General features: G+C 72.4%; 17 protein-coding genes. 14 read left to right on the top strand and 3 right to left on the bottom strand.

Annotated elements, in window-relative coordinates; all coding sequences use genetic code 11:
- The first annotated feature begins 240 nt into the window (after positions 1–240).
- Together IOD16_RS26895 and IOD16_RS26890 are read left to right on the top strand one after the other, a co-directional pair.
- Entirely contained in the window at positions 241–1,929 is a 1,689-nt protein-coding gene (locus IOD16_RS26895) for a CTP synthase (protein WP_442978062.1), read from the top strand.
- Positions 1,930–1,967: 38 nt separating this feature from the next.
- Positions 1,968–2,546: an NUDIX domain-containing protein gene (locus IOD16_RS26890; RefSeq protein ID WP_281277821.1), complete on the top strand. Its 579-nt coding sequence runs from the start codon at positions 1,968–1,970 to the stop codon at positions 2,544–2,546.
- Between the two features lie 159 nt (positions 2,547–2,705).
- Here the strand turns inward: IOD16_RS26890 and IOD16_RS26885 are convergent, their stop codons facing one another.
- Positions 2,706–3,068: a hypothetical protein gene (locus IOD16_RS26885; protein WP_201436604.1), complete on the bottom strand. Its 363-nt coding sequence runs from the start codon at positions 3,066–3,068 to the stop codon at positions 2,706–2,708.
- Positions 3,069–3,077: 9 nt separating this feature from the next.
- Between IOD16_RS26885 and IOD16_RS26880 the strand changes: the two genes are divergently transcribed.
- Positions 3,078–3,482 (top strand): DUF2752 domain-containing protein, encoded by a 405-nt coding sequence (locus IOD16_RS26880; protein WP_236594409.1) that lies wholly within the window; start codon positions 3,078–3,080, stop codon positions 3,480–3,482.
- Here the strand turns inward: IOD16_RS26880 and IOD16_RS26875 are convergent.
- The gene (locus IOD16_RS26875; protein ID WP_201436603.1) at positions 3,471–4,097 is read right to left on the bottom strand and encodes a DUF1707 domain-containing protein; all 627 of its coding nucleotides are present in this window, start codon (positions 4,095–4,097) and stop codon (positions 3,471–3,473) included. The genes IOD16_RS26880 and IOD16_RS26875 overlap by 12 nt on opposite strands.
- A gap of 294 nt (positions 4,098–4,391) precedes the next feature.
- On the opposite strand from IOD16_RS26875, the gene xerD reads away from it, so the two are divergent.
- The 11 genes from xerD to IOD16_RS26820 all read left to right on the top strand — a co-directional run bounded on the left by xerD (position 4,392) and on the right by IOD16_RS26820 (position 16,205).
- Positions 4,392–5,297 (top strand): site-specific tyrosine recombinase XerD, encoded by a 906-nt coding sequence (xerD, locus tag IOD16_RS26870; RefSeq protein ID WP_123746356.1) that lies wholly within the window; start codon positions 4,392–4,394, stop codon positions 5,295–5,297.
- An 84-nt stretch (positions 5,298–5,381) separates the two neighbouring features.
- Complete coding sequence (locus IOD16_RS26865) at positions 5,382–5,750, top strand: ArsR/SmtB family transcription factor (protein ID WP_123746357.1); 369 nt, start codon at positions 5,382–5,384, stop codon at positions 5,748–5,750.
- Between the two features lie 213 nt (positions 5,751–5,963).
- Positions 5,964–6,938 (top strand): ParA family protein, encoded by a 975-nt coding sequence (locus IOD16_RS26860; protein WP_201436602.1) that lies wholly within the window; start codon positions 5,964–5,966, stop codon positions 6,936–6,938.
- Positions 6,935–7,255, top strand: coding sequence for a hypothetical protein (locus IOD16_RS26855; protein ID WP_123746359.1), 321 nt, complete (start codon positions 6,935–6,937; stop codon positions 7,253–7,255). Before IOD16_RS26860 ends, IOD16_RS26855 begins: the two co-directional genes overlap by 4 nt.
- Positions 7,252–8,151 carry a segregation and condensation protein A gene (locus IOD16_RS26850; protein ID WP_442978061.1) on the top strand — a complete coding sequence of 300 codons (900 nt, stop codon included), beginning with the start codon at positions 7,252–7,254 and terminating at the stop codon, positions 8,149–8,151. The genes IOD16_RS26855 and IOD16_RS26850 overlap by 4 nt, the downstream gene beginning before the upstream one ends.
- The gene (scpB, locus tag IOD16_RS26845) at positions 8,148–8,921 is read left to right on the top strand and encodes an SMC-Scp complex subunit ScpB (protein WP_328809361.1); all 774 of its coding nucleotides are present in this window, start codon (positions 8,148–8,150) and stop codon (positions 8,919–8,921) included. The genes IOD16_RS26850 and scpB overlap by 4 nt, the downstream gene beginning before the upstream one ends.
- Positions 8,914–9,657, top strand: coding sequence for a pseudouridine synthase (locus IOD16_RS26840; protein ID WP_170185271.1), 744 nt, complete (start codon positions 8,914–8,916; stop codon positions 9,655–9,657). The genes scpB and IOD16_RS26840 overlap by 8 nt, the downstream gene beginning before the upstream one ends.
- Before the next feature lie 175 nt (positions 9,658–9,832).
- Positions 9,833–13,597, top strand: coding sequence for an nSTAND1 domain-containing NTPase (locus tag IOD16_RS26835; protein ID WP_201436601.1), 3,765 nt, complete (start codon positions 9,833–9,835; stop codon positions 13,595–13,597).
- Between the two features lie 159 nt (positions 13,598–13,756).
- Positions 13,757–14,524, top strand: a complete 768-nt coding sequence (locus IOD16_RS26830) for an ABC transporter permease (protein WP_123746362.1) — start codon at positions 13,757–13,759, stop codon at positions 14,522–14,524.
- Positions 14,521–15,327 carry an ABC transporter permease gene (locus tag IOD16_RS26825; RefSeq protein ID WP_123746363.1) on the top strand — a complete coding sequence of 269 codons (807 nt, stop codon included), beginning with the start codon at positions 14,521–14,523 and terminating at the stop codon, positions 15,325–15,327. The genes IOD16_RS26830 and IOD16_RS26825 overlap by 4 nt, the downstream gene beginning before the upstream one ends.
- Positions 15,324–16,205, top strand: a complete 882-nt coding sequence (locus IOD16_RS26820) for an ABC transporter ATP-binding protein (RefSeq protein WP_123746364.1) — start codon at positions 15,324–15,326, stop codon at positions 16,203–16,205. Before IOD16_RS26825 ends, IOD16_RS26820 begins: the two co-directional genes overlap by 4 nt.
- Before the next feature lie 543 nt (positions 16,206–16,748).
- Here the strand turns inward: IOD16_RS26820 and IOD16_RS26815 are convergent.
- Positions 16,749–17,996, bottom strand: a complete 1,248-nt coding sequence (locus IOD16_RS26815) for a 4-hydroxybenzoate 3-monooxygenase (protein ID WP_236594408.1) — start codon at positions 17,994–17,996, stop codon at positions 16,749–16,751.
- Between the last annotated feature and the right edge of the window lie 142 nt (positions 17,997–18,138).

The raw sequence follows: 18,138 nt of genomic DNA, 5'->3' as shown, positions 1-18,138 counted from the left end.
CCAGTGGTTGGTTCTCGTGCGGTTCGCGGGCTGTTCTCGCGTGGTTCCCGGGACGTTCGCGGCCCTGTGGTCGCCTGTTCGAGCCTGCCTAGGCCATCCGAGTGACCCGCTTGGGTGCCCGCCGGCGCGCTGGGTGACCGGCGGCGTGTTAGCGTTAGGGCCCGTGGACAGGGCGCTGAGCTGTGCGGAACCACCGCAGCCGGCCCCTAGCGGACATCCAGACCACGGGGAGCCTCCTTGGTGCAGCAGGCACGTACGACCAAGCACGTTTTCGTCACCGGGGGTGTCGCGTCGTCCCTCGGCAAGGGGTTGACCGCGTCCAGCCTCGGACAGCTGCTCACCTCTCGTGGTCTCCGGGTGACCATGCAGAAGCTCGACCCCTACCTCAACGTGGACCCGGGCACGATGAACCCGTTCCAGCACGGCGAGGTGTTCGTCACCGACGACGGCGCGGAGACCGACCTCGACATCGGCCACTACGAGCGGTTCCTGGCGCGGGACCTCTCCGGTGACGCGAACGTGACCACCGGGCAGGTGTACTCCGAGGTCATCGCCAAGGAGCGGCGCGGCGAGTACCTGGGCGACACCGTCCAGGTGATCCCGCACATCACCGACGAGATCAAGCGGCGCATCCGGGCCATGGCCGAGCCGGGCCCCGACGGCGTCGTCCCGGACGTGGTGATCACCGAGGTCGGCGGCACGGTCGGCGACATCGAGTCGCTGCCGTTCCTGGAGGCGTGCCGGCAGGTGCGCCACGACGTCGGCCGCGACAACGTGTTCTTCCTGCACGTGTCGCTGGTGCCCTACCTCGCGCCGTCGGGCGAGCTGAAGACCAAGCCGACGCAGCACTCCGTGGCCGCGCTGCGCAACATCGGCATCCAGCCCGACGCCATCGTGTGCCGGGCGGACCGGGAGATCCCGGACGCGCTCAAGCGCAAGATCGGCCTGATGTGCGACGTGGACAACGAAGCCGTGGTGGCGGCGGTGGACGCGCGGTCCATCTACGACATCCCCAAGGTGCTGCACGGCGAGGGCCTGGACGCGTACGTGGTGCGGCGGTTGGACCTGCCGTTCCGCGACGTCGACTGGACCGTGTGGGGCGACCTGCTCGAGCGCGTGCACAACCCGTCCGAGAAGGTCCGCGTCGGCCTGGTCGGCAAGTACGTCGACCTGCCCGACGCCTACCTGTCGGTGACCGAGGCGCTGCGGGCCGGCGGGTTCGCGCACCGCACCAAGGTCGAGATCGTGTGGGTGCCGTCCGACGAGTGCCAGACGCCGTCCGGCGCGGCGCACGCCCTGGGCGGGCTCGACGCGATCCTCATCCCCGGCGGGTTCGGGGTGCGCGGCATCGAGGGCAAGATCGGCGCGATCACCTACGCCCGGACCCGCGGCATCCCGCTGCTGGGCCTGTGCCTGGGGTTGCAGTGCCTGGTCATCGAGGCGGCGCGGAACCTCGCGGGCATCGCCGACGCGAACTCCTCGGAGTTCGAGGACACCGGGTCGCCGGTGATCAGCACCATGGCCGACCAGGAGGACGTCGTCTCCGGGCAGCGGGACATGGGCGGCACGATGCGGCTCGGCGCCTACCCGGCGTCGTTGCTGCCGGGTTCGCAGGTGGCGGCGGCGTACGGGTCGCTGGAGGTGTCCGAGCGGCACCGGCACCGGTACGAGGTCAACAACGCCTACCGCTCGAAGCTGGGCGACGCGGGGTTGGTGTTCTCCGGGACGTCGCCGGACGGGCGGCTGGTGGAGTTCGTCGAGCTGCCCGCCGACGTGCACCCGTTCTTCGTGGCCACGCAGGCGCATCCGGAGCTGAAGTCCCGCCCGACCCGCCCGCACCCGCTGTTCGCGGCGTTCGTGAAGGCGGCGTTGGACTACCGGCTGGCCGACCGGCTGCCGCTGCCCGAGACCGCGGGGGCCGCGCAGTGACTCCTCGGCACGAGTTCGGGACTGTTTCGTCGCGGGACGTGCACGTCGGGCGCGTCGTCGCGTTGCGGGTGGACGAGGTCGCCATGCCTGGTGGCGGTACGGCATCGCGCGAGGTGGTGGAACACCTCGGCGCGGTGGCGGTGGTGGCCTTGGACGAGGCCGGTGCGGTGAGGTTGATCCACCAGTACCGGCACCCGTTGGGCCGGCGGCTCTGGGAGCTGCCGGCCGGGCTGTTGGACGGGGGTGACGAGACGCCGCTGGCCGCCGCGGAGCGGGAACTGGCCGAGGAGGTCGGGCTGGCGGCGTCGGAGTGGGTGACGTTGGTGGACGTCGCCGTGTCACCCGGGTTCACCGACGAGGTGGTGCGGGTGTTCCTGGCTCGTGGGCTCACCGAGGTCGATCGTGACGTGCAGGGCGACGAAGAGGCCGACCTGGAGGCGAAGAGCTTCCCGTTGGCCGAGGCGGTGGACATGGTCCTGGCCGGGGAGATCGTCAACGGCCCCGCCGTGTCCGGGCTGCTCGCCGCGCACGCCGTGATCACCGGCGGCGGAACGGGGCGCCCCTCCGACGCCCCGTTCACCGACCGCCCGACCCGCTTCGCCGCCCGCAGTTCCTGACCCGGAACTCGCGGCGCCCGGACGTGCGGCACGCGGGCGCTGGACGTACGACTCTCGCGGGAGTCGTACCTCCGGCCCCCGCGTGTCCTACGTCCAGAACACGCGTGTCCTACGTTCGGAACAGGTGTGTCCTACGTTCGGAACACGTGAGTTGAACGTTCAGGGCCCGCCGGGGCGCCCGTTCAGGTGCAGGTCGGGCAGGGGCGGGCGCTCGTACTCGCGGTCGAACGGCGTGGCGCCGCGCGGTGTCCGCCGGCCCTGCCGCTTCTCCGCCCGGCGGACCGCCGCGCAGGCCGCCAGGTGCAGCTTCCACCGGTCCCGCAGCACCAGCAGCACGTCCAGCGCCGCCGTCAACGCCCGCTCGTCGTGCTGGAACGGGCCCGCCACCAGTTCCAGGTACCGCATGGTGTCCTCGTACGGCGCCGCGTGGCAGCGCCGCACGCACGAGCGGAACGACGACGCGCGGTGCGGCAGGGGCGAAGTCGCGTCGGCGGCGCGGCGCGCGTACCAGGAGAAGCCCATGATCGGTGGGTGTCCGAGGTCTGGGAGCGGATAATGGCGTTCGTGGGCGTGCGATGGCCGTTGGCGGTGGCCGCGGCGGCGGTGGGCGGGTGCGGGGTGCTGTTGTTCGTGGACCCCAACCAGCCCGGGTCGCTCCTGCCGCCGTGCCCGCTCTACGCGTTGACCGGCATCCAGTGCCCGGCCTGCGGGTCGACCCGGATGGTGCACGCCCTGCTGCACGGCGACCTGGTCGGCGCCTGGCACTTCAACGCGGTGATGCTGCTGGTGGGGCTGCCGCTGCTGGTGTGGCTGTGGGCGCGGTGGTTCCGGGCGGCCAGGCGAGGCCGGCCGACGCCGCCGGTGTCGGGGAAGGTCGGCGTGCCGGTGGTGGCGCTGGCCGTCACGTGGATGCTCGCCCGGAACCTAGTCGCGTAGCTTGCGGCCCTGGCTGTCGGTGCCGCCGTTGACCAGCAGGATGATCCCGTCGATCAGCGACCAGATGCCGCACCCGCCGCAGGTCAGCAGCTGGGCGATGCCGATCGCCGTGTCACCCATGTAGAACCGGCCGATGCCGAACGGCAGCGCGAGCTGCAGCACGCCCGCCGCGATGCGCGACTTGTCCGACAGCGGCCGGCCGGTCAGCGGGTCCAGGCCGTACGGCGCGTTCGGGGTGAACCCGGGCGGGTAGCCGTACGCGGCGCCGTGGGTCTGGGACGGGTCCGCGTAGCCGGGCGGCGGGTAGCCGGGGAAGCCCTGGCCGGGCGTGCCCGCGTAACCGGGTGGGGCGGTGTAGCCGGGTGGGGCGGTGTAGCCGGGCGGCGGGTACGCGGCCGTCGGCGGGTAGCCCGGCGGCAGGAACACCGGGTGCGGTTGCGGCAGGTCGTGGAACAGCGCGGCCAGCTCCTGCGCGGACTGGGCCGCGGACGCGTAGCCGACGCGCTGCTCGTACTCGCCGATCTCCAGGCGACCGGCCGCGAAGTGGTCGTTCAGCGCGCTGATCGCCTCTTCGCGCTGCTGGTCGCCGATGCGCACCTGGTGTGGTTCCGACACACCTGAACGCTAACAGCCGCAGGCCGTCCTCCGAGCCGGAACGCGCTGGTCGACCTGCTCGTCACGGGCGCGGCCGGAGTTCCCGACCGGAATTCGCCCCGGCGGGTGAGCGGCGCCGCGCAGTTCGACGTGGGCGCTCGGGAACGTCACACTGCCCTACGTGACGGCGTTGGTGGACCAGGACTTCCGGCAGGCGATCGGCGACGACCCGGTGACGGCGCGCGGGGCGCGGCCGGTGCTGCCGGCCCGGCGGTGAGCCCTCGCGAGGGGAGCGGTCCGGCGGACCCGGAGCAGGTGGTGACGCCCGTCTCACGTGCGGTGCGGGCGTACCTCGACCACCTGGCGGTGGAGCGGGGCACGGCGCGCAACACGCTCGACTCCTACGGGCGGGACCTGCGCCGGTACGCCGCGCACCTGGCGGCCGGCGGGGTGCACGACCTGGCCGACGTCACCGAAGCGCTGGTCGGGGACTTCCTGGCCACGTTGCGCGAAGCCGGGTTGGCGGCCTCCTCCGCGGCCCGCACCCTGGTCGCCGTGCGCGGCCTGCACAAGTTCGCGCACCTCGAAGGCATCACGGCGCACGACCCGGCGCGCGCCGTCCACCCGCCGACCCCGCCGCGCCGGCTGCCCAAGGCCCTGCCCGTCGACGACGTGCTGAAGCTCCTCGAAGGCCCCACCGACACCCCGGCCCACCTGCGCGACCGCGCGCTGCTGGAGCTGCTGTACTCCAGCGGCGCGCGGATCTCCGAAGTGGTCGGGCTCGACGTGGACGACGTCGACGCCGCCGAACGCACCGTGCTGCTCGACGGCAAGGGCGGCAAGCAGCGCATCGTGCCCGTGGGCCGTCCGGCGCTCGCGGCGCTGGAGGCCTACCTCGTGCGAGCCCGCCCGGCGCTGGCCAAGCGCGGCACGCCCGCGCTGTTCCTCAACGCCCGGGGCGGCAGGTTGACCAGGCAGACGGCGTGGCACGTGCTGAAGGCCGCGGCCGAACGCGCGGGGGTCGAAGCCGAGGTCTCGCCGCACACGCTGAGGCACTCGTTCGCCACCCACCTGCTGGAAGGCGGCGCGGACGTGCGGGTCGTGCAGGAACTGCTGGGTCACGCCTCCGTGACGACGACGCAGGTCTACACACTGGTCACCGTCAACACCTTGCGCGAGGTGTACGCGACCGCCCATCCTCGCGCATCGGGTGGAACATGAGCCGGCCACGGGTACCGTGGGCGCTCGCCCGACCGGGACCCCACCCGCTTCCGATGAGCCCGACGAGCTGGAGGTGTCGACCCGGTGCCGAACTTGGACGAGCCCGAGCGCAGCGCGATCGAGCTGGGCGCGGTGCTGCACGCGTTGAGCGACGCCACCCGGCTGGCGGTGGTGCGGCAGATCGAGTCCGACGGTGAGCGGCTGTGCGGCGCGCTCATGGTGGAGGTCGCCAAGTCGACGTTGTCGCAGCACCTGCGCGTGCTGCGGGAAGCGGGCATCACCCGGACCAGGGCCCGCGGCAACCAGCGGTGGGTGTCGCTGCGCCGCGACGACCTCGACGAGCTGTTCCCCGGGCTGCTCGACGTCGTGCTCCGCGCGGCCGAGCGGCACTGCCGCGACCTCGGCCACCACACCGCCGACCGGTCCGGGACGCCGGCGGGCGCGGCGTCCTGAGTCCCGGACCGACAGCCTGCGCCGACAGCCTGCGCCGACAACCCGGGTCGGCAGCCCGGGGTGGCAGCCGGCGCCGCCGACGCGTCCACCCGCCGCCCCGAACCTCGCGACACGCGCTGAGAACGATCGACCGCGCTTCGGCGGGGCGCGTTGCCGGTGGCCCCCGGTGTGCCTAGGCTGCGCCCAGGCAGAGGACTAGGAATCGGGAAGGCGATGTCGACACCGGAGCACGCGGGTCAGGCGTGGGGCCCACCCCCACCACCCCCGCAACCGTCCGGTGTGCCGCGCGCCTCGGTCGAGCTGAGCCTCGCCCCGCACGCCGCACCCGCGGACGAAGACGCGACCGAGCAGGTCGCGGGCGACATCGGGCCGACGGGCCGCCCGTTGCGCTACGTCGCCGACCCACCGCTCGTCGCCGGGCACGGCCCGGCGAAGATCCTCGCGGTGTGCAACCAGAAGGGCGGGGTCGGCAAGACCACGTCCACCATCAACCTCGGCGCGGCGCTGACCGAGTACGGCCGCAAGGTGCTGCTGGTCGACTTCGACCCGCAGGGCGCGTTGTCGGTCGGCCTCGGCGTGCACCCGCACCAGCTCGACCAGACGATCTACAACGTGATCATGGAACGCGACGTCGGCGTCCGCGATGTGATCATGAGAACCCCGGTCGAGGGCATGGACCTGCTGCCCAGCAACATCGACCTGTCCGCCGCGGAGATCCAGCTGGTCTCCGAGGTGGGCCGGGAGCACACGCTGGTGCGCACCCTGCGCCCGGTCATCGAGCACTACGACTACGTGCTGGTGGACTGCCAGCCGTCGCTCGGCCTGCTCACGGTCAACGCCCTCGCGGCGGCTGACGGCGTCCTCATCCCGCTGGAGTGCGAGTTCTTCAGCCTGCGCGGGGTCGCCCTGTTGATAGACACCATCGAGAAGGTCAGGGAGCGGTTGAACCCGAAGCTGGAGATCACCGGCATCCTCGCCACCATGTACGACCCGCGCACCCTGCACTCCCGCGAGGTGATGGCGCGTGTGGTCGAGGCGTTCGGCGACGTCGTGTTCGACACGGTGATCAACCGCACCGTCCGGTTCCCGGAGACGACCGTCGCCGGCGAGCCGATCACCAGCTGGGCGCCGCGCTCGGGCGGCGCGAAGGCCTACCGCGCGTTGGCGCGCGAGGTGATCGCCCGGTGACCCGTCGCCCATCACTGCCGGGCGCGTCCGAGCTGTTCCGCCTCACCACCACCGGCGCCGCCGCCGACGTGCCCGCGCAGGAGCCCGCGGCGCAGCGGCGCGGCACCGGGCGGCAGAAGCACTCGACGAAGATCACCGTGTACGTGTCCGACGAGGAGCTGCTGGCGCTGGAGCACGCGCGGCTGGCGCTGCGCGGCGAGCACGGTCTCGCGGTCGACCGCGGCCGCGTGGTCCGCGAGGCCATCGCGATCGTGCTGGACGACCTCGAAGGGCACGGCGAGGACTCGCTGCTGGTGCGTAGGTTGCGCGAGCAGTGAGCGGTGACGCGCCCGGGACCGAACCAGGGGTGGCCGCGCCGGTCGAGGTGGTCGGGACCGGACCCGACGAGGCCGCGCCGGTCGAGGCGGTGGAGCCGCCCGCGCCGGACGACGGCCGGTTCAAGGTCAAGCTCACCAACTTCGAGGGACCGTTCGACCTGCTGCTCCAGCTGATCTCGCAGCACACGCTGGACGTGACCGAGGTGGCGCTGCACACCGTCACCGACGACTTCATCGCCTACATCCGGGCGTTGGGCGACCAGTGGGACCTGGACGAGACGACCGAGTTCCTGGTCATCGCGGCGACCCTGCTCGACCTCAAGGCGGCCCGGCTGCTGCCCTCGGGCGACGTGGAGGACGAGGAGGACCTGGCGCTGCTGGAGGCGCGGGACCTGCTGTTCGCGCGGCTGCTGCAGTACCGGGCCTACAAGCAGGTCGCGGCGCTGTTCGCGGAGCTGGAGCGGGGCGCGTACCGGCGCTACCCGCGCTCGGTGGCGTTGGAGCAGCGGTACGAGGGGCTGCTGCCCGAGGTGATGCTCGGGGTGGACGTGCGGCGGTTCAGCGAGATCGCCGCGGTCGTGTTCCGGCCCAAACCGCCGCCGACCGTGTCGACCTCGCACATCCACCAGCACCGGGTGTCCGTGCGCGAGCACGCGGACATGCTGCGGGCACGGCTGGCGGAGCTGGGCACGGCGACGTTCGCCGAGCTGATCGCCGAGTGCACGGAGACCATGGAGGTCGTGGCGCGGTTCCTGGCGCTGCTGGAGCTGTACCGGGAGCAGTCGCTGGCCTTCGAGCAGCCCGATCCGCTGGGCGAGCTGCGCATCACGTGGGTCGGCGGCACGGTCGACCAGGCGAGGGCGCAGGCCCGTGACGAGGACGAGGAGTACGGGTGAGCGACCACGGAGCAGTCGGCCCCGCGCCGGCGGCCGGGCCCGACGTCGCGGTGGAGTCGGTCGCGGCCGGGTTCGAGCAGGCCGCGGAGGCCAGGGAGACCGGGTCCGGGCCGCCGGCCGGGACGCCCGGGGAAGCCGCCGCGCCGCCGGCCGCCGGCGTGACGGCGCCGCCGCCGCCGACGGTCGTGGAGGGTGACGACGAGGCCGAGGCGGGCGGGCTGCCGGACCTCTCCGACGACGCCGAGCTCGACGGCGCGCTGGAGTCGATCCTGCTCGTCGTGGACAGCCCGATCGCCGAGGAGCAGCTCGCGGGCGTCCTCGACCAGTCCGTGAAGCGCGTCACCGCCGCACTGCGCCGGCTGGCCGACCGGTACACCGGGCAGGGCAGCGGCATCGACCTGCGTAGAATCGGGGACGGCTGGCGGTTCTACACGCGGGACCGCTTCGCGCCATTCGTGGAGAAGCTGCTGCTCGACGGGCAGCGCGCCAAGCTCACCCGGGCCGCGTTGGAGACACTCGCGGTCATCGCCTACCGGCAGCCCGTGACCAGGGCCCGGATCGCGGCGGTGCGCGGGGTGAACGTGGACGGGGTCATCCGCACGCTCGTCGCGCGCGGCCTGATCGCCGAGACGGGCACGGACTCCGACACGGGTGGCATCCTTTACCGCACGACCGAACTGTTCCTGGAGCGGTTGGGGCTGTCGTCGTTGGGCGACCTGCCGCCGATCGCCCCCCTCCTGCCCGAAGTGGATGCGATCGACGATGTCTGACCAGGCCCACCCCGAGGGGATCCGGCTCCAGAAGGTGCTCGCCAAGGCGGGCATCGCCTCGCGGCGGGTCGCCGAGGAGCTGATCGAACTCGGCCGCGTCCAGGTCGACGGCGAGGTGGTCCGCGAGCAGGGCCGCCGCGTCGACCCGGACACCGCGGTCGTGCACGTCGACGGCGTGCGCGTGGTGCTCAAGGAAGACGTGGTCACCATCGCGTTCAACAAGCCGCGCGGTGTGCTGTCCACCATGCACGACGACGCGCACCGCCCGTGCGTCGGCGACTACCTGCACAACCGCAAGGAACGCCTGTTCCACGTCGGCAGGTTGGACGCCGACACCGAGGGCCTGCTGCTGCTGACCAACGACGGCGACCTCGCGCACCGGCTGATGCACCCGTCCTACGAGATCACCAAGACCTACCTGGCCGAGGTGCCCGGCCCGATCCCGAAGGACCTGGGCAAGCGGCTGCGCGCGGGCGTCGAGCTGGAGGACGGCCCGATCGCGGTCGACTCGTTCAAGCTGATCTCGTCGATGCCGGGCAAGGCGCTGGTCGAGGTGGTCCTGCACGAGGGCCGCAAGCACATCGTGCGCCGCCTGCTCGACCACGTCGGCCACCCCGTCGAGAGCCTGGTCCGCACCGCCGTCGGCGACGTGCGCCTCGGCAACCAGCGCCCCGGCTCGATGCGGGTGCTCAACCGCCAGGAAGTCGGCTCCCTCTACAAGGCCGTCGGCCTGTAGCCGGGGAGGCGCTTGGTGGAGTCCCCCTTCACCACCAAGCGCCCCTCCCCCCTGAGGAACCCGTACGCGGCTCCACCGCCATTCCTACGGCAGACGGGTTGTTCAGTGTCAGCGCGTGGACGCTGAACAGGCTTTTCTGAACAATCGCCCTCGTCGAAGGGGAGGGCGACGACCGATGGCGAGACCGGAGGGCCCGTTACGGGCGGACAGCCGTGACCTCGGCGAGTTCGCCGCCGACCTGAGGGCCCTGCGGGAACGGGCGGGCAGCCCCACCTACCGGCGGCTCGCCCGGGACGCCCACTACTCGGCGGCGGCGCTGTCGGAAGCGGCGAACGGCCGGAAGCTGCCGAGCCTCGCGGTCACCCTGGCGTACGTGCGCGCCTGCGGCGGTGACGCCGCGGCGTGGGAGGCGCGCTGGCGGGCGCTGGCCGAACGGCTCGCCGACGCGAACCCGCGCACACCGCCGGAGGGGACCAAGGCCCCGTACCCGGGGTTGGCGCCGTTCCAGGTGCGTGACGCGGACCGGTTCTTCGGCCGCGACCGCGTCGTGCGCGACGTGGTGGGACTGGTCGGGCAACGGCGGTTCGCCGGGGTGTTCGGCGCGTCCGGGTCGGGCAAGTCGTCGGTGCTGCGGGCGGGCCTGGTGGCGACGTGGGACCGGCCCTCGGTGGTGCTCACGCCCGGCGCGCGGCCGGTGGAGGAGCTGGCGGTGCGGGTCGCCGCGAGCACCGGCCGGGACGCGCCCGCGCTGGTCGCCGAGTTCACCGCCCACCCGGGGAACCTGCACCTGCGCGTGCGGCAGGCGCTGGTCGGCGGCGACGACGACCTGCTGATCGTGGTCGACCAGTTCGAAGAGGTCTTCACGCTGTGCCAGGACCCCGCCGAGCGGGCCGCGTTCATCACCGCGCTGACCACCGCCGCGTCCGCGCCGACCAGCCGCACGCGGGTGGTGCTCGGGGTGCGGGCCGACTTCCTCGGGCACTGCGGCCAGTACCCGGAGCTGGTGGAGGCGCTGCGCGGCGGGCACGTCCTGGTCGGCCCGATGACCGCGGACGAGCTGCGCGAGGCGATCGTGTCGCCCGCCGTCGCAGTCGGCTGCAAGGTGGAGACCGCGCTGGTCACCCGGCTGGTCGCGGACGCGGCCGGTCAGCCCGCGGCGCTGCCGCTGGTGTCGCACGCGTTGCTGGAGACGTGGCGCCGTCGACGCGGTGTCGCGTTGACGCTGGCGGGCTACGAGGAGGTCGGCGGGGTCGAGCACTCGATCGCGCGCAGCGCCGAGCACGTCTACACGGCGATGGGCCCGGCCGGGCAGCTGATCGCCAAGCAGGTGTTCCTGCGGCTGATCGCGGTCGGCGAGGGCACCGAGGACACCAAGCGCCGCGTCGCCCGCGCCGAGGTCGACCACCACGCCGAGGGTGACGGCGCGGCGGTGCTGGCCGCGTTGGCGCAGGCCCGGCTGGTGGTGCTGGACCGGGACTCGGTGGAGCTGGCGCACGAGGCGTTGATCCGCAACTGGCCGCGGCTGCGGGACTGGATCGCCGAGGACCGGGCGGGCCTGCGGGTGCAGCGGATGCTGACCGAGGCCGCGCACACCTGGGAGACCCTGGACCGCGACCCCGGCGCGCTGTACCGGGGCGCCCGGCTGGCGCTCGTGCGCGAGTGGGTCGACGGGACGCGGGGGCTCACGCCCGGCGAGATCCGGTTCCTGGAGGCCGGCATCGCCGCGGACGACGCGGTGCGCGCGATCGAGCACCGGCGCACGCGGCGGCTGCGGCAGCTCGTGTCGGTGATGGCGGTGCTGCTGGTGCTCGCGTCCAGCGCGATCGTGTTCGCCGTGCGCGCCGAGCGGTCCGCGACCGAGCAGCGCAACATCGCGTTGGCGCACAAGGTGATCACCCAGGCCGCCGCGCTGCGCGACACCGACCCGGCGCTGTCGTGGCAGCTCACGCTCGCCGCGCACCGGCTCGCGCCGCTGCCGGAGACCGAGGACGCGCTGTTCGCCGCGTTCACCGGGCCGTACGCGACCAGGGTCGGGGCGGTCCGCACGATGGCCGTCAGCCCGGCCGCCTCGCTGCTCGCCGTCGTCGACGACACCACCACCGCCGACGTGCGCCTGATGGACATCACCGACCCGCACCGCCCGGAGCACATCGGCGTGCTCACCGGGATGAGCGTCCCCAAGGTGCTGGCGTTCTCCGACGACGGCCGGTGGCTCGCCGGCGCGTCGGAGGACTACATCGTGGTGTGGCGGGTGACGGACCCCCGCCATCCCGTGATCACGCACCGGCTCAGCGACCTGTCGAACGGGCCGACGCTGGCCCTCGCGTTCTCACCGGACGCCCGCCACCTCGTCGCCGGGTTCCTCACCGCGCCGGCTCGGGCGTGGGACCTGGCCGGCCGCGGCACGCGGGTGGAGCTGCCGCCGACCGCCGAGTCGTCGGGCCAGGTGGCGTTCATCGCCGAGCACGTGGTGGCGGTCGGCGCCGGCGACCGGGTGCTCGCGGTCGACCTGGCCACCGGCACGTCCGGCGTCCTGGTCGACGGCGTCGGCGCGGTCACCGCGCTGGCGGTCGGCGACGGCGGCCGGGTGCTGGCCACGGCGGGGGAGGACCGGGTGGTGCGGCTGTGGGACGCCGCCGACCGGGGTGGACCCGCGCGGCAGACCGCCGCCCTGCGCCACGGTGGCGACGTGCGCGCCCTGGCCTTCGACGGCGACGCGCGGGTGCTGGCCACGGCGGGCGGCGACCGCTCCGCGCGGCTGTGGGACGTCACCGACCGGCACGCGCCGGTCGAGGCCGCCACCCTCGACGGCCACCTCGACGTGGTCACCGCGCTGGCGTTCACCGACGAGGGACGCGCGCTGGTCACCACGGGGAGCGACCGCGCCGCCCGGCTCACCGACCTCACCGACCTGCCGGTGGCGCACCCGGCGACGCTGCTCTCGGTCGTGGTCGCCGCCGACCGCGGCCTGGCCGCCACGGTGGACGTCGAGGGCGTGCTGAGGCTCGTCGACATCTCCGAGCCGCGCGGCCCGCGCACCGCCTGGCCGTTGACCGCGCACCCCGGCCCGGTCCGGGCCGCCGCGCTCAGCCCGGACGGCGAGCACCTGGTCACGGTCGGCGAGGACACGCGGGTGCGGGTGTGGCGGACCGCCAACCCGGCCTCGCCGGACCTGGTCGGCGAGGCCGGGCGGGCGAACCTGGTGGCGTTCAGCCCGAAGGGCGGGCACTTCGCCACCGGCGGGCTCGAGGACGGCGTGACGCGCCTGTGGAACGCGGCGACCACGACGAAGACCGCCGAGCTCGTCGACGAGGCCAACCCGGAGCTCGTGACCAGCGCGCTGGCGTTCGACCGGACCGGGGACCGGTTGGTGGTCGCCAAGCACGGCGGGTCGGTCGAGGAGTGGGACACGGCCACGCCGATGTGGCCCCGGCGGATCCGCCGCGACGGCCTGGACGTCGCCAAGCACTTCGCCGCGGTGGCGTCGGCGCCCGGTGGCGTGGTGACGGTGGAGTCCGACGGCAAGGCCGTGCTGTGGCGCCAGCCCGAGGAGGGGCACGAGCCGGGCGACGACTCGGCGGTGCGGTTCGCCTCCGCCGAGCCGCTCGGGCCGGCGGTGCGCGCGGTCGCGGTGCACGACGACCTGCTGGTGGTCGCGGACGCCGACGGGAACCTGCGCCTGCACGACGTGCCGGCCGACGGGCCCGTCCGCCGGTCGGCGGTGTTCGCCGCGCACTCGTCGGGCGCCGGCTCGGTGGCGTTCGCGCCCGACGGGCACACCCTGGTGAGCGCGGGCGACTCGGCGCTGCGGTTCTGGGAGACCGACCTGGACGAGGTGGTGCGCCGGATCTGCGCCACCGCGCACCCCGGGATCACCGGCCGGCAGTGGGCCGGCTACTTCCCCGACGTGCCCTACGACCCGCCGTGCGACCGGCCCTAGCCGGGCGGGACCGCCCACCGGGTCGCTTCAGCGCCCGCTGACAGCAATTTGCAAGATCACATCATGAAGTTTTCCCGCCACTCATTGTGGCGGGGGACTTCACTCTCTAGATTGAGCCGGGTTGGCTGGGGTTGATCAACTGGGAAGAGGCGTTTGCGCGTGCGTGCGCTCACCCGAGGACTGCTCGGTGTGGCCGGGTTCCTCGTCATCTGGGAGCTGTTCGGCCGGTCCCGGCTGGTTCCCGCGGAGTACTTGCCACCGCCGTCCGTCGTAGCGGTGGAACTCGTGAAGCTGTTGGGGGATGAGCCCTTCCTGCGGGACGTCGTCGCGACGCTCCTCGCGGTGGTCATCGCCGTGGCGCTGTCGGTCGGGATCGCCGTCCCGCTCGGCCTCGTCCTGGGCAGCGTGGCGCCCGTGCGGCACGCCACCCGCGCCGTGGTCGAGTTCCTGCGGCCCATCCCTTCGGTGGCGCTGATCCCGCTGGCGGTGCTGCTGCTCGGCATCGGGCCCGAGACCAAGATCGTCCTCGCGGTGTACGCGGCGATCTGGCCCATCCTGTTCAACACCATCTACGCGCTCGACGAGCTCGACCCCCTGCTGGTCGAGACGGCGCGCGCGTTCGGCGCCGGCCGGGTGCGCGTGCTGGCGTCGGTCGCGCTGCCGAGCGCGATGCCGTTCGTGCTGACCGGCATCCGGCTCGCCGCCACGACCAGCCTGGTCGTGATCGTCAGCGTGGAGCTGCTGGAAGGCGGCTCCGGCGGCATCGGGCAGTACATCGCGAACGCGCGCAGCGGCGGCGGCCGGATGGACGTCGTCCTGGCCGGCACCGCGGTCGCGGGCGTGATCGGCTACCTGCTCAACGAAGGGCTCGAACGCGCGCAGCGCCGCTGGGTCGGCTGGAGCGCGGTCACCGGAGGTCGGTCGTGAGTCGATTCCTGCAGCGGTGGGCGGTGTTCGTGGGCCTCGTCGTGGTCTGGGAGCTGCTCACCTGGTACGCCGACGACACGTTCTTCCCCCGCCCCACCGAGATCGCCGCGGCGGCGCACGAGCTGTGGCTGTCCGGACCGGCCGGTGACCTGTTCCTCACCGACACGGTGTTCGACCACGTGTTCCCGAGCATCGGCCGGCTGCTCGCCGGTTGGGGCATCGCGGCGCTCGTGGGCGTCTCGCTCGGCGTGGCGCTGGGCCGCTCGGACAAGGCCGCGGAGTACGTCGGGCCGCTGCTGACGTTCATGCGCTCGATCCCGCCACCCCTGCTGGTGCCCGTGTTCCTGCTGGTGTTCAGCGTCGGCACCACCATGCAGCTCGCCACGATCATCTTCGGCGTGCTGTGGCCCATCCTGCTCAACAGCATCGACGGCGCCCGTTCCGTCGATGCCACGAAGTTCGAGACCTCGGCGGTGTTCCGCATCCCGAAGCCACAGTGGATCCTCGGTGTCGTCCTGCCCTCAGCGGCGCCGAAGATCTTCGCCGGGTTGCGGGTCTCCCTGTCGCTGTCGCTGGTGCTCATGGTCGTGTCCGAACTCGTCGGAACCGACAACGGGATCGGGTCGCAACTCCTCGTCGCACAGCGGGAGTTCGACTTCCCCGACATGTGGGCCGGGATCATCCTCCTGGGTGTCCTCGGCTATGCCCTCAACACCGTGCTCCTCGGCTTCGAGCGCCAAGCCCTCGCGTGGCAGCCGAAGCAGGAGCGCACCCCCGCGACGGTGGAGGAAAAAGCAGTATGACCGCGATGCTCGAAGTGGCCGACCTCGGCCACACCTACCAGGCGAAGGACGGCGCGCACACCGCGATCGCCGACCTGTCGTTCACCGTCGGCACCGGAGAGCTGGTGTGCGTGGTCGGCCCGTCCGGCTGCGGCAAGTCCACGCTGCTGCGCACCATCTCCGGCCTGATCCGCCCGACCCGCGGCGAGGTCAGCCTGCACGGCGACGAGGTCCGCGGCGTGCCCGACGACCTCGCCGTGGTGTTCCAGGACTACAGCCGCTCGCTGTTCCCCTGGCTGACGGTGCAGAAGAACGTCGAGTTCCCCTTGCGCCGCAACCTGGGCCGCGCCGAGCGCCGGGCCCGCGCGGCCGAGGCGTTGGAGTGGGTCGGGCTGTCCGACGCCGGCCGCAAGTACCCGTGGCAGCTCTCCGGCGGCATGCAGCAGCGCGTCGCCATCGCCAGGGCCCTGGCCTACCGGCCCGCGCTGCTGCTGATGGACGAGCCGTTCGCCTCGGTGGACGCGCAGACCCGGTTCGAGCTGGAGGACCTGCTGCTGAAGGTCCGCACCGAACAGGACACCACGGTCCTCGTGGTGACGCACGACATCGACGAGAGCGTCTACCTGGGCGACCGGATCCTGGTGCTCTCCACGTCGCCCGCGTCGGTGGTGGCCGACCTCAAGGTCGACCTGCCCGCGCAGCGCGACCAGATCACCACCCGCGAGTCCGAGGCGTTCGTCGCGCTGCGGGCCGAGGTGGCGCGGCTGCTGAACGTCGGCAAGACCTCCGAGGAGGTCAAGGCGCGGCGCAAGGCGAACGAGCAGCAGGCGGCGAAGTGGGCCGAGGCGGAGCGGGCGGAGGCCTCGCGCGCCGAGGCCGAGGAGCGCGCTACGACGTGATCGGCCTTTTCTAGGCGCCACATCGCCGGACGGGCGATCCGCGGCTCGTCGGCCCTCTCAGGGGCCGGCGCCGGGGGTCGCCCGTTCGTCGTGCGCGGGCCGGTCGGAAACGTTTTCGGGTGCGGGTTTCGACGACGATCGTTCACAACGATTCGACATCTTTCTCGGCGCGGCCGGCCTTCGCCCATGATCACCGCTCGGTCGCCGGTCGATCACGCGCCGTGTGCGTCGGGCACATTTCCGCGCGGCCCGGCGGAGGGATTCATCAATTGTCCCGGCGGCCTCGGTGGGCCCTCGACGGGATGTCGTGGCGCGCGCCCGGCCGACCACTGGGTGGAATCGGCGACGAATGCATCGGTCAAGGCGCGCGAATGTGTGGTTGCGGCAGGACTTCGAATGTGGGCCTTTGCCGGCGGACCAGTGCCTTGTTCTCCGGGGCCGGCACATTCCTGTGTCGTGGCGGAGAACAAGGCGCCGGTATCCCGGTGTCCGTGCGGGGCGCTCCCCCCCGGAACGGGCCCCGCTAATCGTAAGATGTTCTTCCTAGGGCCCCACGTAGTTTTGGGCGAAATAGCCCGCGGACGACCCCGAGGCGATGAGGTGTTCGAGTCGGGCTTGACCCAACCGGCTCAGGAACGGTTCCGGCGACCGGTGGATCATGAACACCATCCACTGCGAGAACTCCTGCGCACGCCACACCCGTCGCAGGCACACGTCGGAGTAGCTCCGCAGCCCCGTCTCATCACCCGTTCGGTGGTAGCGCGTCAGGGCGTCGGCGAGCACCTCGGCGTCGTGCAGCGCGAGGTTCATCCCCTTGGCCCCCACCGGGGTGATGATGTGCGCGGCGTCGCCGAGCAGGTACAGGTTGCCGTGGTTCATTGGTTCGACCACGTGACTGCGCATGTCGAGGATGCGCTTCTCGACGATGCGCCCTTCGGTGAGCTTCCAGTCGGAGTCCCGAAGTGCCAGCCGCTTGTGCAGCTCCGCCCACACCCGCTCGTCCGGCCAGTTGTCGACGGTGTCGTCCACCGGGACCTGGAGGTAGTAGCGCGAAACCGTGGAACTGCGGAGCATATGACCCGCGAATCCATCCGGGTGAAGTGCGTAAATCACCTTGTGGGTGGATGGCGGGGCCTCGGCCAGGATGCTCAGCCACTCGATGCCGTGCTGGTGGCTGAACTCCTGCACCGCGCCCGCCGGGATGCTGCGCCGCGTCACCCCGTGGAACCCGTCCGCGCCCGCGATGAACGAGCAGTCGAGCCGCTCCCGGGTGCCGTCCGCGTTCGTCCAGGTCAGAGCCGGTTCCGTGGACTCGACCCCGTGCACCTGCACGTCCGTGACGGACCACCGGACCTCGCCGCCGCGCTCGTCGACGTAGACCCGCACGAGGTCCTGGACGACCTCCTGCTGGGGGTAGATGTAGTGCGTCTGGCCGTCGTACAGGGTGGCGTAGTCCACCTCGTGCGCTTCACCGTTCACCCGGAATTCGCACGCGCCATGCCTGTCCGCCTCTTGGAGCAACCGGTCCGCGAGACCGTGCTCGGTCAACATTTGCACCGCGCGGTGCTCCAACACCCCGGCGCGCGGCCGGGTCTCGATGTACTCGCGGGTGCCTTTTTCCAGCACCACGCAGGGGATTCCGGCCTCGCGGAGCAGGTTCCCCAAGGTCAATCCCGCCGGGCCCGCTCCGACGATGCCCACCGGGCGCCGGTTGCTCTGTACGGCCCATTCCGCGTCAAGATCGCTCACCGCATACCCCAACCTCTGGACAGCCTGTGCAAAGATGCTCACCGAAGGTAGTGGATCAGCCTTCGAGTGTCGGTCGACTGGGGTCTTGTCGAACCACTCGTGTCACTTTGAGTGGTTCCACAGCGCCCCTGTCGCTCGTGCATCCTGCCCCCGCAAAGTCTTCACTCCAACAGGAGATGCCCCC

The sequence above is a fragment of the Saccharothrix sp. 6-C genome, from assembly GCF_016695385.1.
GTDB lineage: Bacteria > Actinomycetota > Actinomycetes > Mycobacteriales > Pseudonocardiaceae > Actinosynnema > Actinosynnema texasense.
The sequence above is the reverse complement of the archived record's forward strand: the minus strand, read 5'-3'. Positions and strand labels throughout refer to the sequence as shown.

What these genes read in the sequence shown, in the direction of transcription:
- IOD16_RS26835 (WP_201436601.1), top strand. Translation starts at nt 9,833, where the DNA reads ATGGCGAGACCGGAGGGCCCGTTACGGGCGGACAGCCGTGACCTCGGC.
- IOD16_RS26840 (WP_170185271.1), top strand. Translation starts at nt 8,914, where the DNA reads ATGTCTGACCAGGCCCACCCCGAGGGGATCCGGCTCCAGAAGGTGCTC.
- IOD16_RS26885 (WP_201436604.1), bottom strand. Translation starts at nt 3,068, where the DNA reads ATGGGCTTCTCCTGGTACGCGCGCCGCGCCGCCGACGCGACTTCGCCC.
- IOD16_RS26860 (WP_201436602.1), top strand. Translation starts at nt 5,964, where the DNA reads ATGTCGACACCGGAGCACGCGGGTCAGGCGTGGGGCCCACCCCCACCA.
- IOD16_RS26820 (WP_123746364.1), top strand. Translation starts at nt 15,324, where the DNA reads ATGACCGCGATGCTCGAAGTGGCCGACCTCGGCCACACCTACCAGGCG.